This is a genomic window from Mycobacterium shunyiense, from assembly GCF_058270075.1.
Map to the genome: position 1 here is coordinate 621,449 of NZ_JBZDPU010000040.1, position 15,563 is coordinate 637,011.

At 57.5% G+C, this 15,563-nt stretch carries 15 protein-coding genes, 1 tRNA gene and 1 pseudogene; 7 read left to right on the plus strand and 10 right to left on the minus strand.

Translation table 11 applies throughout. From position 1 onward, the window contains the following. Window positions 1-51 precede the first annotated feature (51 nt). Window positions 52-1,068 (plus strand): hypothetical protein, encoded by a 1,017-nt coding sequence (locus tag AC4ELH_RS33545; protein ID WP_498889164.1) that lies wholly within the window; start codon window positions 52-54, stop codon window positions 1,066-1,068. A 108-nt stretch (window positions 1,069-1,176) separates the two neighbouring features. Here the strand turns inward: AC4ELH_RS33545 and AC4ELH_RS33550 are convergent, their stop codons facing one another. Then, window positions 1,177-1,398: a KTSC domain-containing protein gene (locus AC4ELH_RS33550; protein WP_498889166.1), complete on the minus strand. Its 222-nt coding sequence runs from the start codon at window positions 1,396-1,398 to the stop codon at window positions 1,177-1,179. A 225-nt stretch (window positions 1,399-1,623) separates the two neighbouring features. Further along, window positions 1,624-2,784 (minus strand): endonuclease/exonuclease/phosphatase family protein, encoded by a 1,161-nt coding sequence (locus AC4ELH_RS33555; protein ID WP_498889168.1) that lies wholly within the window; start codon window positions 2,782-2,784, stop codon window positions 1,624-1,626. 253 nt (window positions 2,785-3,037) lie between these two features. Here AC4ELH_RS33555 and AC4ELH_RS33560 point away from each other — a divergent pair, with 253 nt between their 5' ends. Then, on the plus strand, window positions 3,038-4,159 hold the full coding sequence (locus AC4ELH_RS33560; protein ID WP_498889170.1) for a T6SS phospholipase effector Tle1-like catalytic domain-containing protein: 1,122 nt from the start codon (window positions 3,038-3,040) through the stop codon (window positions 4,157-4,159). Between the two features lie 92 nt (window positions 4,160-4,251). Here the strand turns inward: AC4ELH_RS33560 and AC4ELH_RS33565 are convergent, their stop codons facing one another. Further along, window positions 4,252-4,707 (minus strand): hypothetical protein, encoded by a 456-nt coding sequence (locus AC4ELH_RS33565; protein WP_498889172.1) that lies wholly within the window; start codon window positions 4,705-4,707, stop codon window positions 4,252-4,254. A gap of 137 nt (window positions 4,708-4,844) precedes the next feature. After that, window positions 4,845-5,039: an RsmA family anti-sigma factor gene (locus AC4ELH_RS33570; RefSeq protein ID WP_498889174.1), complete on the minus strand. Its 195-nt coding sequence runs from the start codon at window positions 5,037-5,039 to the stop codon at window positions 4,845-4,847. Between the two features lie 239 nt (window positions 5,040-5,278). Here AC4ELH_RS33570 and AC4ELH_RS33575 point away from each other — a divergent pair, with 239 nt between their 5' ends. After that, a complete protein-coding gene (locus AC4ELH_RS33575; RefSeq protein WP_498889176.1) occupies window positions 5,279-6,196 on the plus strand; it encodes a hypothetical protein in 918 nt (305 codons plus the stop codon). 80 nt (window positions 6,197-6,276) lie between these two features. Then, window positions 6,277-6,642 carry a histone-like nucleoid-structuring protein Lsr2 gene (locus AC4ELH_RS33580; protein WP_498889178.1) on the plus strand — a complete coding sequence of 122 codons (366 nt, stop codon included), beginning with the start codon at window positions 6,277-6,279 and terminating at the stop codon, window positions 6,640-6,642. A gap of 369 nt (window positions 6,643-7,011) precedes the next feature. On the opposite strand, the gene AC4ELH_RS33585 is transcribed toward AC4ELH_RS33580, so the two are convergent. After that, the gene (locus tag AC4ELH_RS33585) at window positions 7,012-7,644 is read right to left on the minus strand and encodes a uracil-DNA glycosylase (protein ID WP_498889180.1); all 633 of its coding nucleotides are present in this window, start codon (window positions 7,642-7,644) and stop codon (window positions 7,012-7,014) included. Window positions 7,645-7,810: 166 nt separating this feature from the next. On the opposite strand from AC4ELH_RS33585, the gene AC4ELH_RS33590 reads away from it, so the two are divergent. Next, window positions 7,811-8,272 carry a hypothetical protein gene (locus AC4ELH_RS33590; RefSeq protein WP_498889182.1) on the plus strand — a complete coding sequence of 154 codons (462 nt, stop codon included), beginning with the start codon at window positions 7,811-7,813 and terminating at the stop codon, window positions 8,270-8,272. 255 nt (window positions 8,273-8,527) lie between these two features. On the opposite strand, the gene AC4ELH_RS33595 is transcribed toward AC4ELH_RS33590, so the two are convergent. The 3 genes and pseudogenes from AC4ELH_RS33595 to AC4ELH_RS33605 all read right to left on the minus strand — a co-directional run. Next, window positions 8,528-11,176, minus strand: a complete 2,649-nt coding sequence (locus AC4ELH_RS33595; protein ID WP_498889184.1) for a DEAD/DEAH box helicase — start codon at window positions 11,174-11,176, stop codon at window positions 8,528-8,530. Between the two features lie 2 nt (window positions 11,177-11,178). Further along, the gene (locus tag AC4ELH_RS33600; RefSeq protein ID WP_498889186.1) at window positions 11,179-12,198 is read right to left on the minus strand and encodes a HamA C-terminal domain-containing protein; all 1,020 of its coding nucleotides are present in this window, start codon (window positions 12,196-12,198) and stop codon (window positions 11,179-11,181) included. A gap of 201 nt (window positions 12,199-12,399) precedes the next feature. Further along, window positions 12,400-12,637 (minus strand): annotated as a pseudogene (locus AC4ELH_RS33605) (ISL3 family transposase); the annotation flags it as partial. On the opposite strand from AC4ELH_RS33605, the gene AC4ELH_RS33610 reads away from it, so the two are divergent. After that, window positions 12,632-12,853 carry a hypothetical protein gene (locus AC4ELH_RS33610; protein WP_498889188.1) on the plus strand — a complete coding sequence of 74 codons (222 nt, stop codon included), beginning with the start codon at window positions 12,632-12,634 and terminating at the stop codon, window positions 12,851-12,853. The pseudogene AC4ELH_RS33605 and the gene AC4ELH_RS33610 sit on opposite strands and share 6 nt — an antisense overlap. Before the next feature lie 105 nt (window positions 12,854-12,958). Here AC4ELH_RS33610 and AC4ELH_RS33615 read toward each other — a convergent pair whose 3' ends face one another. Both AC4ELH_RS33615 and AC4ELH_RS33620 read right to left on the minus strand, forming a co-directional pair. Further along, window positions 12,959-14,416, minus strand: a complete 1,458-nt coding sequence (locus AC4ELH_RS33615) for a DUF8370 family protein (RefSeq protein ID WP_498889190.1) — start codon at window positions 14,414-14,416, stop codon at window positions 12,959-12,961. 247 nt (window positions 14,417-14,663) lie between these two features. Continuing rightward, complete coding sequence (locus AC4ELH_RS33620; protein ID WP_498889192.1) at window positions 14,664-15,206, minus strand: hypothetical protein; 543 nt, start codon at window positions 15,204-15,206, stop codon at window positions 14,664-14,666. A gap of 246 nt (window positions 15,207-15,452) precedes the next feature. On the opposite strand from AC4ELH_RS33620, the gene AC4ELH_RS33625 reads away from it, so the two are divergent. After that, window positions 15,453-15,527 (plus strand) — tRNA-Ile (locus AC4ELH_RS33625). Window positions 15,528-15,563 lie beyond the last annotated feature (36 nt).

Here is a 15,563-nt window from a genome sequence, read left to right on the forward strand (position 1 = left end):
CCCGCGTGTGCGATGGCGGTCGTCGCAGGAACTGCGTGTGCGATGTACAGCGTGGTTTTTGCCAGCATGCTTGCTCGGCTGATTCTCTGGCACCCCTCGGGATGGAAAGACACATTGTCAGAGATTGGCGCCAATCTCACGCTGATCTATGTCGGAGTGGGCGCCTGCATATGTGCGGCGCTATACGTCGCCGACAAGCAACCAGTGATGAACTCCAGCCCGCATCAGAGCAGATTGCATTCCGTCTGGCGCAGCGAGCCGGTGGTGTTGCTCCGTTCCGGGCCCGTATGGCTCACAGCTCTGGTGGCAGTGTCCTGGGTAGTGGGGGCGCGCTGGGTTGTGCCAAGCCAGAGCCGGATCTTGTATGCGCTTTACATACTCGTCGTAGCCGGGGTGATGACATGGCACGCTTGCGTGCTGTACCAGCTCGCGCGGCACATGCACCGCGAAGCAACAACTCGGGTCCACGGAAGATTGGACAAGAAGCGAGGTTGGGACTGGAGCCGCTACGCCAGCTCTGACCGCGATACCTTTCGGGAGCGGTTCGGTTCATGGACGTTTCCGGCCGATATTGGCCACCCTGCCGAAGCCGATGACTGCGCTCGACGCGCACGGTCCCGTCAGGGATTCTTGATGATAATCACTGCTTGTGTTGTCGCGGTGCTTGCGGCACTAGTCAGCCAGCCGCTAGCGGCCCACCTGGTGTCGACGGCTCGTGGCCTTTCAGACCCGACCCAGCCCCCGGCAAACACTGACGGGTGGGAGCAACTGAAATTCGCCGGACTCGCCCTCACCGTATGCATCCCCGTGCTGCTGCAGCATCGCGCTGCTGCATATCCCGAACTCGCCAAACTGTACGACGAACGCGCAAACGAAATCCGTGCACGCAAATCGCGGCGCCGCGTCGTCCCAGCTCGACGGCGACTCAACCACCACAGCCAGCGCTTGCGGACGACAGCAGGAGTCCGCAGACAACATCTGCGCAGGACCGAAGCGACTCGCGTTCGCCTAGCCAATTCGGCCACGAATCCGACGAAAAGCTTTACTGCAGAAAGTCTTTCAGCCTAGCTGATAGTCAGGACTGCCCTCACGGGCACGCATTAACGGCGGCGGCCCTGGCCGAAGTAGCCTCAATGCGCTTCGCACCTCAGGCGGATCCCCTAGCGGTTGGCGAGTTCAGCTCTTCCACGGTCCGTTCGGCCGGTGGTCGAGTACACGGGCGATGAACTTTCCGCGTGATTGCCCCGGGGCGGTGAACGCCTCCCAGACCGGCAGGGGACAAGCCTGGTACGACCAGATCGTCCCGTCGGGAAACTGGACGAGGATGGTCTCCGAGTCGGGTATGTAGGCCTCGGCGATAATCCGGGAAGACGTCGCTACTGTTCTCCACTGGATCATGCGCTGTCTCCCAAAGATGCGGATCTTCTTTGGACAGTTTCGCAGACGCGATGGTCCGGTCGCACGATACGTACCCAGGGCCTGAGGGCACAGGCAGGTCGAACAAGACTGTGGCGACGCGCACCTCGCCGACCGCGCCCGGCAGGCTGCTATCGAGTCTCGCTAGGGTTCCCGCTGCCCGCATGGGAGGTGACATTGCCCGTTGTCGCTGTGTGCCTAGCTGGTTCAATCTTCGCGGGCGAGATTGGTGAGATAGTCATCGGTGAAGTCGGTGGTGATTTTGACCCAGAGCGGCATGTGGTCGGAGATCTGCCAGGTGCGCCACTTCTGGTAGAAGGCCTCGTCCTCGGCCTGGCCATCGCCGGGCTCGGGGTTCTTGTTTTTGATTGGCCGCCAGTCATTTTCGTAGATTGTGACGTCTTCATCGCGGAAGACATGCTCGAACGGCCGGACGACGCCGCCGCCGGTGACTTTGAAGCGTTTGTCTTTGACCCGCACGGCGATCTGGTCGTAGTAGTGGTCGCCTTCGCGGCGTACGGCGTCGCCGTCGATCGCGTCGGGAACTTTGAATCCCTTGCTCTTGAGCGCTTGCATGGTTTCGTGCTCGGGACTGACCACGTTGAAGTCGCCGAGCAGGATGTAGTTTTCGATCTGGGTGGGGGAGACTCGCCCGTTGTGCTGCTCGGTGGCCTTTTTAACCTCGCGGACCTCTTTGTCTTGTCGTTTGGCGAAAAACTCCACTAGACGTTGGATCTCTTGGATGCGCCGATCCAGAGCTTCCCCGGACTCGGAGCCGTAGAAGATGTGGACGGTGCAGAGGCTGAACTTGAACCAGCCTGCCTGGAAGGCCACGAGGAACGGGGAGCGCGCGAACTGCCGACCTCGATCGATAGATGGCGCGTCTTTGGGTTTGAGTGCGGCCGTGTCACGCGACACGATGGTCTGCCCTTCGGGCAGTACGACTGCGCCTGCGATCTTGCGGAAGAACACTTTGTCCCGGTCCCAGAGAAACGCCATGCGCTCGTTGTTGCCGCTGGCGCCTTCGGTGCCGTCGGTGACCATGTAATCCCACCCGCCACCGAGAATGCTCATTACTTCCCGCAGTGGCCCCAGATCCCGATTGACTTCCTGAACAGCCACCAGATCGAAGCTGCTGATGACTTCGGCCAGGTAGTAGATCGATTCGGGCTTGCGGGGGCCGAAGCCGAACTTGTTGCTGTCAAAGTCGCGGATGTTCCAGGTAGCCAAGAGCAATGAGTCGTCCGAGCGCTGCGCGCGCACGGACGCTAACCCCTCACGCAAGGCGCGCAGCCTCTCGGCGCAGCGCCGCAGACCCGCCTCGTCCTTGCCGAACTTGCGTCGCATCCCTGCATAAATATTGGACATCGCAAATAACCTCCCCCTTGACCCGGCGAGCAACGAATACCAATTGGTCAATTCGCACCGCGCACGCCATTTACATGAGAACCTACGCCAGTAGCAGCTTGTCAAACTCGGGAACGAAAAGAACTTCCGACATCGCTTTGGCGTCCGCCAGGAGGAAATTCCACGGCGGCCGAACGAAGGGAGAACAATTCGTAAATCGGAGACAACTGGCTACCGTTTCGTGGTTTGTGTTGGGTGATCGAGGGGGATTGTGATGAATCAGCCAGCAGCTGACCCGCAGGGCGGCAAGAGGATCGTGATCTGCCTGGATGGCACTGCCAACCAAGTTGGCGCGGGCAATCCAACCAACGTCGCCAAGCTGTTCGCGATGCTCAACAAGGACAACCCGCAAGCTCAACTCGCCTACTACGACCCAGGTGTAGGCACACTCGCCCCAGCTGCGGCGTTGACCCCGATACGTCGCACCGCCTCACTGTTGTACATGCGGGCTGTCGGGTCGGGACTCAAAACCAACGTCACCGAGGCTTACCAGTACTTGATGCAGCACTGGCGTCCCGGCGACGAAATCTACGTCTTCGGCTTCAGCCGCGGGGCCTACACAGCCAGGGCTCTGGCCGGCATGCTGCTCCGCCCCGGACTGGTGCGGCCGGGATCGGAGAACCTCATCCCGTACGCCGTCGAAAAGTACGCCATTAATCGCGATTTCAAAGACGACGAATACGCCCAATGGGCGCGGTTCGCCGAAGCGTTCTGCTGGAGGACCGACAACGAGCCACTCTTTTCCGAAATCAAGCAAAACAATCCGGGACAGGTGTGGCGATATGCTGTCCCGATTGCCTACATGGGGCTATGGGACACCGTGAAAGCCGCCGGTTTTCTACGGTTCGGCGATCTCCGCTGGCCGTACACACGAACGGTGCCCAACGTCGCACGCATCCGGCATGCAGTGTCGATCGACGAGCGACGCCGTCCCTACCGTGAGTACCTCATCGAGAAGCACCCGCGCGGACTCGAGGAGCAGTGGTTCGCCGGTGTGCACGCGGATGTCGGCGGCACCTTTGAGCCTGACCACAAATTGGCATCCATAGCGCTGAAATGGGTCACCGATGGCGCACTTCCCGATCTCGACATCGCCCCTGACCGTTACGCCCAGTACTGCACTGTCGATGAAGATTTCGCCATGGGTGCTATTCACAACAACGGTCGGCTGTGGATCCTCGCCGGAAGACGCAAACGACCGATACCCGAAACCGGAGTCCTGCACCCCAGTGTGTACCACCGCATGCGACGAGATCCGAGGTACCTGGCGGACCGCCCCAGATCTGCGGCGCCGAGTCTCGGCGAACCGGGAGACTGGACCACTCCGGCAATCTGAGGATGAGTCGTTTCCGACTATTGGTGTTAGGGACACGAAAGCCCTGTTCTGGCGCGGCGTTCTTATCTCGGATAGAGCCACACTCGGCGCCGTCAGTCCGACGTTTCAGCGCCGCTCTGCTGAGCAGGCAACTCTTCGGGTGTTTGCGTGAGCTTCATCGATAGCCGAGGGAACCCGGAATAACCCACCTCAGTTTCCAGGGATCTCATCAGCTCGTTCGTGCGTGCCAGTGCACTCGATTTCTTCAGTTTGATGTTCTTCGTCAAGTACTTGAAGATGAATGGACCGGCCTTGCGAGTCGATAAGCCGGGGTAGCATTTTGTGGTCTTATCGTCGAGGTTCTCGATGACAAGCGTGTATGTCTCAAGGTCGAACGACTTCCACTGCCCGGATGCAAAATGCGATATGGCGCTATGCTTCACGCCGTCGTCCTTGTAGCTGTGGCTGACTCTCAGGGTCCCGCCGCGCAGCAGCGCCACCTCGACAGGCGTGTCGATCACACAACCATCGGTGAACTCGATCCTTGTCGCGCGTCCCAGCTTCCCCATTTCACTCCCATCTCAGATCTGTTGCCGCGTCCTGGCGACGGGCTCGCCGAGCTTACTCACACAAGCCTCATCCCCGAAAATCCTTTGGGTAGAGGCGATCCTGAACGCATGAGCGGTGATATTGGGGGTGCGTTGGTTTACGACCAGATGCGGAGTTCGAGCTGGATGGTCGACAACGCGTCGAGCATGCGCTGACCTTCCTTGTCTTGACTCACTGCTCGCATCAGTTGCCATGAGATGCCTTCGGCGTAACAGCCGGCGTGCAGGTGCGCGACGAAGTCCATGGAGTACGGCGGTGCAAGTTCGATGGGTGGGGCCGACTCATCAGGCATGGAATGATTATCGCCGTCGCGATCAGTGCTTCTGTGCATCAATTTCAACGTCGGGCCAGACTGCGCCACACCCGTCCTACAGCGCGGGTAGCAGGTCAGAATCCATGCTCTACACCATCGTTCCACCTAAGTGACGTACTCGAACTGCCGCGACGTTGTGGCATCTCGGACGAGATGGGCCGACCGATCCGGGTGAAGGAAAGGATGCGCGAATTGGTTTGACGTTGTCAGATAGGCAGATGGAGATTGGCGACGAGTACATCTACCGCCTGAAGGTCTATAGCCCATCTGAGCGAGTCAAGATTCTCGGGATTGAGAAGCGAAAGCAGACGACCCGCGTAGATGTCGAGTTCTTAGACGGGGAACGCGCGGGCGTTCGAGACAATATTCCGGCCACGCGTTTGCACGGACTGTGGAGCGGTGTCGCGGAGTACGACGAGCGCATGGCCAACTGGCAGCGACTCGACCGCGACGGCCTTGATGAGACTGAAGAGTGGGCTGGCGCTGAGGTGTTCGAGGCGCTCATCCCCTCCGAGGTTGCAACGCATTACGACTCTTTCGTCCGTAATGGCGCGACGGTGCGGGATCGCGACGAGCTGGAGCACTTGATGCACCGGCCTATGCACGACGTCCTCGATCAGGTTGAGTGGTTTGAGCACGGCGACGTGCTGGAGCTGTCGCCGCGCGGCACGCTTCTCATCGCCGAGTACGTGTGTGCAGCTAATCCAGCACCCATCCTGGAGCGAATCATGGCGGAAGAAGCAGAGATTCGAGAGCACTGCAAGCGGGGCCGCGAGTACGAAGCAATCGATGGTTCGGGCAAGCAGACGTCTCCGCCTGAGCGCGAATACGAGATGTTTCGCAGGGTCTACCGGCCCTTGCACGAATTGCTTCGTGGCTGGTGCGGTCACCGGTCAGTGACGTTCGTGGAGCGTCTAACTGCCGCGGAGGCCGAAGTGCGTCGACTCGATGTTCTCATCGCAAGGATGGTTGACGCTCTCCGCGTGCATCACGAGTTCGATGCTGAGCACTTCGAGCGAGAACATAACGAGGAACGCATTCGACCCGAAACCATACGGCCAGTGGTAGATCGGCCTTTGGCGCCGTGGGAGATTCCTGTGCGTGAGATTCGAGTCAGAGGGCGACGTTGGTGGTGAGATGGCGGTACAGCGAGTGAAAGCGCGTATAGTCGCCGCTGTTTGAATCTTCCCGTGAATCGCTGACAGGAGTAACGAACATGGCCGAGCGGATCGTGCGCCAGCTGATCGACGATATCGACGGCAGCGACATTACTGATGGGAACGGCGAGCGGGTGGAATTCTCGCTGCGCGGAGTCGACTATCACATCGACTTGTCTGCTGCGAATATCGCCAAGCTCGACAAGGCGTTGAAGCCGTTTATGGCTGCAGCGACGAGGGTCCGCGGGGGAAGAGGCCGTCGGCCGAAAAACGTTGCTAGTGAAGGTGTTGCCAGTAACGGTGCTTCAGCTTCTAAAGAGCAGCTGGCTGCGATTCGTCAGTGGGCTCGGAAGAACGGCTACGAAGTGTCAGACCGCGGCAGAATCAAGGCCGAGGTGGTTGAGGCATTCGAAGCTGCACATTAGCGCTCCGGCGGTGTGGCGATGGTGTCGATCGATGAGTGGTGCCACAACTACATCAAGAGATTCGCCGATGGATGGTGAACAACTTCTGGTCACCAGTGTCGGAGTTTTCATTGGCAGAGATCGAACGACTAGGCGGACCAAGTACTGCTGACGACTATTGGAAGCATCGCGATGGTGAGGTGTACCTTCCCGCGGAAGCGGTGAAGTGGATTGCGGGCTCGTCAGATTTCAAGCGCTTGAGTATGCCGAAGGAGCCGGATCCTCGCGCGGCCTACTTCCAGCGCGGGTGGCCGAGTCGCCAACCGTAACTGCCGGTGACAGTCGGATCGGTTGCGGCATCTCTGTAAGCCTCTGGGTGTGGGCACCTGCCTACTCCGTCGCGATGATCGCAGCGACTCGTGCGTAGGCGGCAGATTGCTTGTTGATGCGTGCTTGCCGTTCGGCTGGATCCGGTGTCCAGAGTGCTTGTCGACCCGGATGAATGCTCTCGACCGCTTCGACGTTCCGGTCTTGTTGGAGCGTTGGCGAGAGTTTGAGCACGCGTCGCCACACATCGACAGCATGGGTGCCTTGCAGGAGAACGACCCGGCATTGCGGTAGAAGATTGATCAGCTTCCGAAGCACGTCAGCGCCGGCGTTAAGTTCACTCGCATTAGGAGCACGGTTGACGTACCAAGGATATGCGTTCCACGGCAACACTTTCCGGGGTGAGATTCCGTGTCTTTCAAAGAGTTCCAGCTGGCGCTCGGCAGTCGGATCATCATTCTCAATACAAAGGAATCCCGATCCGCTACCGACCTGAGTCTTGGGTCCAGGATCACGGAGTACTGAGAGCGCCAGCGCGTCGGTACCACCGTGAATTGGTGCGACCTCGGGCAACCAGAGGTTGTTCGCAGGGTCCTGCAAGCTGGCAACAAACTGGTTAATCGGTGCGATGTGTGGGTCGAGACGATGATTTTCCTGATGCATACGGAAGGCCTCATCTGCCATTCGCCTGGTCACGATCGAAGCATAAGGCAGCAGACCGACACGTCGTTGCAGCCACGTTCCGATTGAAGGTGGCAGGCGCGAACGCGGGGAACAAGCGCTCGGCCAACGCTCGCATGGGTGCATGCACTTACGATCGTGTTGGCGGGATTGGTTTCCCGCGAATCGGGGGGTGGGGGCTATGGAAGTCGTTCTCTTTTTCGCTGTCGCAGGCTTTTTGGCGTGGCTGTTTCTGCTCAGACCACGGCCGGAACTTGACGCGGCGGCCGCTCAATCGTGGGCGTCGTTTCACGACTGCGCCAGTGACAGCGGGCTGCAGATGCTCTATATCGAGGATGTGTATCAGCACGCCGCTCGGGGCAGCAAGGCGTACGTGTCAATCTACGGCGACTCATCGGGTATCAGACGCGACGCGTGGTTCTGGTGGGAACACGTTCATAAGGGTTCAGTTGTGGCCGTCCGGCCAACTGTCGGGTGGGGTCCGCATAGCGGGCGTGAGAATGTGCTCTACATCGGGACAGAGGCCAGTCACCAGAGCGGCGTCTACGGCGCCGTAGACGCGAGAACGCTCGCCCGCGCCCACCGTCACGGCTACCGGCAGCAACAGGTGAACCAAGACCCTAGGCTTGATGGTCGCTGGTAAGTCAGCTTCTCGCGACCTCTGGCGATGACCCGGACCGCTCGATCAAGGCGGGGCGTGGTGGGGGTCGGCTTCATCGAGGTCCATGGTGTGGACTGCAGGACTTAAGCGCGCATCTGGGCGCCGGGTCCACTCCCTTGCTGCGCACGGATGTACTTAACTGCGTCGCGTTAGGGCATTTCGCCTAGTAGCCACTTTGATACCGAGTCCGGTGAGGATCTGTCAAAGGGACTCCAAAATATGCTCCGGCGTGTCATTTCAGTTCTTCGGCATGGCCTTGGCGAGGATACTGGCCAGCTCCGCGCGTACGGCATCGCTTAGATCCTCGTTTGCAATGAGGCCGACATCGTCAATGTTTTCAAGTTCGCCAGCCTCAGAGAAGCTGAGGTAGTCGGCATAGCCGAGAATCTCGGCTGCCGCTGAGCGACTGAGTCCAACTTCTTGTAACTGGATCGCCTGCGTATCTGACGTCCCATACTCAACCAGGGAGGCGACGTTCACGCCCGCGTCGTGACGACCTCGGGCGGCGAGACTGAGATCGTAGAAGTTTTGAAGATAAGACATGATTCGAAAGCGGAGGCCGCCATCGAGATCGCGGAGGGTCCATTCAATGACCAGGTTAATGTGCTTTGCGGAAGATACATCGAATGTCTCAACCACCAAGCTCGCTGCTTGCGAGTAGTCGCGATACGAGATCTCGCCTCGGCCTCGATAGAAGCCGATCGCCTTCCCAATGACTTGACTCAGGGCGTCTCCTCGCACCCAACTCTGCATCAGTATCGCCCAGTACAGCAGTCGCCGATCGATACCATCCGGGGTCGACATACCCGACAACAACGGGTCAACGCCCCGTGACTCTACCTGTGGCCAATTGTAAAGAACACTAAGTCGGCGCAGCACGTCATGGAATGTGTCGACGCTGTCGATCTCCGAGTGCGGTGACAGTAAAACATCAACATTACCGCTGTTGAGACCGAGCCAAATTTGGTTCTGATATTCCGGCAAGATGCTCGGTGATCGCCTCAAGACGTCCGCCGGCACCTCAATCGACGCCGTCGCTCGTCTCAACAGATCACGGCCGTCACTAATCTTGTCCAGGAAGATCCCACGCAGCGGCGTCTGCTGCTGATCGATCTGGTGAAGCATCAGGATCGCTGCATACTGCTGAACGCTGCGACGCTCATCAGCAGAGGGCTTACCGGGCAGATCCTGGCCCCGCAGAATACGGGCGATGTCGGTGTATTCCTTCTTTCGTTGGGCGTTCGGCCTCACCAGGAAGCTGTCGACATTCGTCGGTTCAACACGCGCCAGTAGCCCTTGAGTCTTCTCGCCCCACCGCGAGGCTTGCTCGCGGACGCAGATTACGTTGCCGGAAAAATCGTAGGTGAGCCGTCCCGCGCGTCCGACTAGATTTTCGAAGTCCAGTTTTGAGAAGTCTCGATTGCCGTGCTTGTCGCTGAGGATAAAGATATTCTTGGCGGGCAGGTTCACGCCTTCAAGCAAGGTTGATGTGCACACGACATACTGCAAAGGGGAGTCCGGATCAGCAAAGGCGTGTTCAACTTTCTCACGCACCTCTTGTGGCATCTTGCCATGGTGAAAGGCGACGCCACTCTCCAGCGTTTGACTGAGGTAGTACTGTCGGTGCACGTATTCACCGATGTATTTCCTCAACGCTTCGAGCTTGGGATCATCGACCCGTCGCAGTTTCATCGCTAGGCGTAGCGCGAAGTCGGCCGATTTCATCGACCCGTTTACATATATTATCGACTTTCGATCCCCGCTGAGTGTAGTTATGAGGTCGACAGCCTCGGAAGCCTCGGGATCTTTCGATAGCGAACGCGACGTCTGGTCCAGGTTTGAGAAATAATACTGTTGCCTGTCGATAAGGTCAATGAAGAATCGTTGCTGGGAGACGGTTCGCTCCGTTGTCGCCATCGCCCCGTCGATTGCCTTGCCGAAGAGTTCGAGAAACAACTCTGGATTCTTGATGCTCGGCGCGGCAAATATAAGCTTCGTTGCGAATCGACGCATCGTCTCCACGATAGCGTGGTAATAGAGCGAGCTACGCGCATCGTTCTTGGCGACCACCTTCTGAGCCTCATCGATCACGAGATATTCGATCTCCCGGACTGGATCTGCGAGATACCGCAACAAACGCTCCGGAGTGAGGACAAAAATCGTCCTACGGTATCGCCTGCGGAGAAAGAGCGGCAAAGATGGATACGTCGCCACGTTTACTTCTGGAACGTTTGCAAGAAGGCCACGAAGATCTGTCGCCGTTTGACCAATGAGCGCCTTGGTTGGCACGAGAATGACAACGCACTGGTCGTCCATCTTGTCTTCACGGACAATGTTGTACAGCGCATCCTTCAGGACGAATGACTTCCCCAGGGATGTTGGTCCTGAGAAGCTGAAGAAATCGGCTCCCCGCAGACGCTCAGCGATCGCGTACTGGGCGTCCGTTAGAACGGAATCTCCCTGGTTGGAGCGGTGAAGTACTTCTTTCGCAGCGCGTAGGCCACCTCTGGAGAGTGGGAGCGCGAATCGGGTGCCGGCACCCTTCTGAAGAGTACGGATACCTGGAAAGTTTCCGAGCTGGACCAGAACGGCTTCGGAGACCGCCTGGACGCGATCCGCCATCGGCTCCGACAGACCTACGAAGTCATCGTACTCCCGTAGTAGTGCGATGGTTACGTACGCTGTTTCACGATGCAGCGAGTTGTCCGAATTCGACAAAATATCCGCGTATCGCAGAAGGTTGTTCAGTGATCTATCCGACATAACGTCGGTTCGTCCAGATTTCAGAAATCTATTCGCGACGAGTTCCTCTAGCCGATGAAAGTTCGCCCGGAAGTCTTCACGTTCAATGATCAAGTTACTTAATGATTCGGCGGCGCTCGGCATGGTCATGTCTTTGCGCCGCGTCCACTCAGGCGCTCTGCTAGCTTTATTCGTATGTTCTCGATGCCCAAAATTTGACCATTCACATTCCGTTTCAAAAACGGAACTGCGTAGATATGGAAACAATATCCGCCAAGGCCGCGATTAGTAATCTCGGCCTTGATCGTGTCCAATTCATCCGTGATCGCCCGTTCAGCGAGCGTTCGAAGATGTGCCTCGATCTCTTCAGCAGTCTTCTCGATGAATGGGAAGGCGGTAACGTCCAGTTCGTAGCCGATGAAAATGCCGAAGGCATTCGCCTTCTCAACCGCCTTGTCGCCGTCTGCCGGAGGTAGCAATATGGCAGCCAACGCTTCAACCTGCGACGGTTCCAATGCCTCCTTAAGTAACTCTGATTCCACCAGCCAGACATCAACCTCGAACCCTGCTGCATGCGCTTCGCCGATGGACGCAAAGGCGGCCTTAATGCCGACGTGTGCACTCGTGCCTGGTTTACCTTTGGGGTCGCCGTACATTTTCGACTCACCAAAGATCAATTGGTACTTGCCGTCTGATACATTAAGGAGGTGGACTCCATCTGAACCGTGGATATAGTGATCGGTGGAGGTCTTTAACTCCATCTTGGAAAGTATCTTCGGTGCGCCCAAGTGTGCCTCCAAAAAGGAATAGAGTAGCAGTTCACCACCTTCGCCGGCCTTCGGATCTGGAGTCTTGAACTGGGATTTCACTTTGTCGACCCATTCCACCATGCGGCTCGGGTCAGTAAGCGCCTTGTCCATTTTTTGCCGAGAAAGCACGTAGGTCATGCTGATGTTGGAAAGCATGGTGAACAGAGGGTCGATGGCAAAATCGCCCGCATCGATTCGCAGTACATGCAAGTGGACGATGTTCTTGGCACCCACGTTGTGCGCGACGGGGTCATAGAAGAGCGACAGAAAGCGGCGGGGATCCATCAACGATATAGGCAGCGCACTTTGACCGCTCCGTTGCGTTTCGTCCACCCATGCCCCCGAACTTTCGGCCATATTTCATTGGGATTGGCGCAGTGTAGCAATGGGCTGGGGCGTAGCGGGCGACAGGAGGACGCGAGCCCCTCCATCTCTATCCTTGGGGGCTCTTCATGATTAAGGGTGTAGTCGTGGTCTGAATACGCATGTTTCCAACAGAGACCGCGCGATGTAGTTGGTGAGGTTCCGAAATGTCAGGGGCGGAGCCGCGCAGGTGTTCGAGGCGGGCCGCCATCGAAACGGCTCGTGAGCAAATTGGCGGGTCACGGTGTCGCGTACCGCGCCCTTCTCTCCAGGCGACGACTCGTGGTGTCGCCGTCGCGGATCCGGCACTCCAACACCGCATGGTCGGTTTCCAGGCGCTGGCCGATCAACCTCCAGCCCCAAGCACATCGAGGCGGCGGAAAGTGGTCAGGTCGGCGCAAGCGAAGTCCGCACCACGTGTAGCGTCGTGCACATCGAGGTCTTCCTGGTGGGCAGCGAGAGAACTCCCATCTCCAGAAGACCTCAACCCTTGCCCCGGTTACGACGCGCCGACCCGCGCTACGCCCTCAACTGCCAAGATCCGGATTTTCTCGTCATAGAGCAGCGGCGGCAGCAGAACCCGAAGAGCGTCGAGTGGTACTACGACAGGCGTCCGTGGCTCGACCGAGACAAGGGCAAGAGTGCCTAGCAGCGTTTGCGGCCGTGTGTGTCTCGCGTCGTCACGTCGCGCTTGAGGGCGCTCGGCGGATCGTGTCGGCGTCAGCGCCAAGTTGCATGCCGATCTTCACTGGGTCTAAGCCTTCGACGCCGAAGGCTTGTTATCACTGCGGGCATCTATCGTGATGATGGATTCTTCTTTTTCGAGACCGAGCTCGGCAAGTACTCTGGCGAGCTTTGCCTGGTCGCCCTCGGTGTAACAGATGATGACTTTGACCGATTTGTTCGTTCGATTCGCTACCTCGTAGATAGTGACTTGCTTCTCAAGATTCCGCTTCAAGCTACTGCTACTTGCCAGTTTGAACTCGATAAGCGACTTGTCTTTCGCGCCAAAGCTGACCTTGAAGTCAACCGGCCCGCGGCCGTTATTGGGCTCCCGATTTACATCGAAGTCGGTACTCATCCACAGAAGGCCGAAGAATAACTGGACTTCTGACTCTCGCGAGAAGGGCTCACCCTTCCCGCGATTGATGACTTTGTAGCCGTCTTGGTTCTCGACATATTGTTTGAACAGTAGGGCCTTTGCGTGGGATTCTTCATAACTCGTCCACGGCTGCTCGTAGAATTTCGTCTTCTGCTCAAGGTCGGGGATAACCGCACGGACCTGCGCGACGAGGGCGCGGCGGGTGTCCTCCATCTTTTCGAGGCTGATGGCTTGCGCCTGATCGCCATTGTCCTCTTTGTATTTGATGTATAGGTCGATAAGTTCACGGAACTTTTCAATCGTCGCCTGCGCGGCTGCTTTTCTTTCCTTGGGCGTGGGTTTCTCGCTGAGCCGCGACCTGAAGTACTCCTGCACTTGCGCACGCAGTTGGTCGTCATCGATCGCTTCTGGTAGATGGTCGAACGATCGGACCATATCTCCATGGTTGATCCAGGTGTCATCACGTGTCAGCATGTCGGCAGGAGTAAGGACCACGTAATCGTTCTCCAGCTTCGGCAAATAGTAGGTCCGCGTCTCCCAGGTTTTTGTTCCGTAATTGAACCGCGCTCGCGTAACCGGAACGTTGGCACAGTATTTCGGATCAATGTGCGCACGGGCGAACTTTTCCGTGTAGGTTAGTAGGTAGTCCTTGATCAAGTTTGTGGTGAAGTCGCTGATATTATCTTTGCCCACGCCAGACTTGATGAGCGTGAGTTTCTCTAAATGGGATCCTTGAGTAACATCTTCTGCTCCGAAATTCGACAGAATCGTGCCGAGTGACCCATGAAGAGCGACGGCGAACTCCCGGCCAAGCCCACTGCCACCGTTGCCGAACTGCGTGTAGCCGAGCCAGTTTTGGCGCACCTCCTTGAAGGTGTACCAAGCCTTTATCAGGCCTGGAGCTAGGCCGGGTTTTGCCTCGTCGCGCAGAAAGATGAGGTAGTTTATGATATCCGCGTGGAGCGTCTGATATTCAGGCTTGTCGCTGTTGAATAAGAGAAATGGATCGATAAACAGTGGCAGGTCTGTTACGACACTGATGTTGAACGCGCCATACTCTTCAAGGTCGCTGGGGTCGACCTCAAAATAGTCTGAGAAATATAGCTCCATAATAGTAACTTACTATACGTTAAACACACTCCGCGTGGAATCGGTTTGCATGGCTTCGTGTTGCATTGCCCGCAGGAAGGTGCGGGCTACTCTTAGGCATGCTTTGACGAGTAAGCTCGAACGAGAACGCGTTCATATCGCTAAAGAGAACAGCACATCACCTGTGCTGCGCGGTGTTAAAAAGGATTCGCCGGATCCGGAACTGTACGCGCGAACGATCTTGGGCGTCGCCATGGAGCAACAAGGCTTAACGCCATCCTGGGCGCGGCCGGAGCTGGATTCCCTGTTGTTTGAGCGCGGCCCGGACAGTCGTGTGCGAGACGCCAAACCGGGCACCCAGCCAGGCAAGTGAGCGGCCAGCAGCATAGAGCGCGGCCGCCTCGGTGGCTTGCTCTGTAGTCAGACCCTGGCGGCGGATGGTGATGCCCTGCTCGCGGAGGGCAGTAGCGATGCGGGTTTTGGAGATGCCGTAACGCGCGCCGATCTGCTGGGTGGTCTCGCCCGCTTCGTACGAGGTGACGATGTCAGTGATGTCCTGGGTGGCAAGGAAGCGCTTTGAGCGGCGTTTCGGGCCGTCCAGGCGTAGAAGAGGTGGTCGTGTTGGTGATGAGTCGATGCGTTTCCGCAGGTCAGCCCACTTCTTACAGAGGTGACCTCTGTTCGAGTACGTTCCTATTACCTCCAATTCGCTCGAACATACATTCGACCATTTGTCTGTAATAACAGAGGTCGGTGAGTCGTTCTTCGCAGCTTTTTTGGTGTTATCGGTACACCCTCCTTTTTGCCTCACTGACGCCCGTACTGCCCTTCACCTCTGTTAAAAGGTTCGAGTAAGGCATACTAGGTATCCGAATCGGTACATGTTTTTGTCGCTCTCAGTACAACAGTGCGACCCCTGTTTCGACGTACCGATGGTGTTGTCGGAAATGCAAAGCTGCACACATGTCCGGTGAATTCGACCTCTATTGAGGGTAATCAATGATAAAATGGTCAGAGGCGTGAGATTACGTGTTTGCGATTCTTTCACCCATGATGTGGGGCTGTAGCTCATCGGTAGAGCAGGCGGCTCATAACCACTTGGTAGATGGTTCGACCCCATCCAGCCCCACCAGATCTTAAGCATTACTGATAGTCATAATAGAAATAG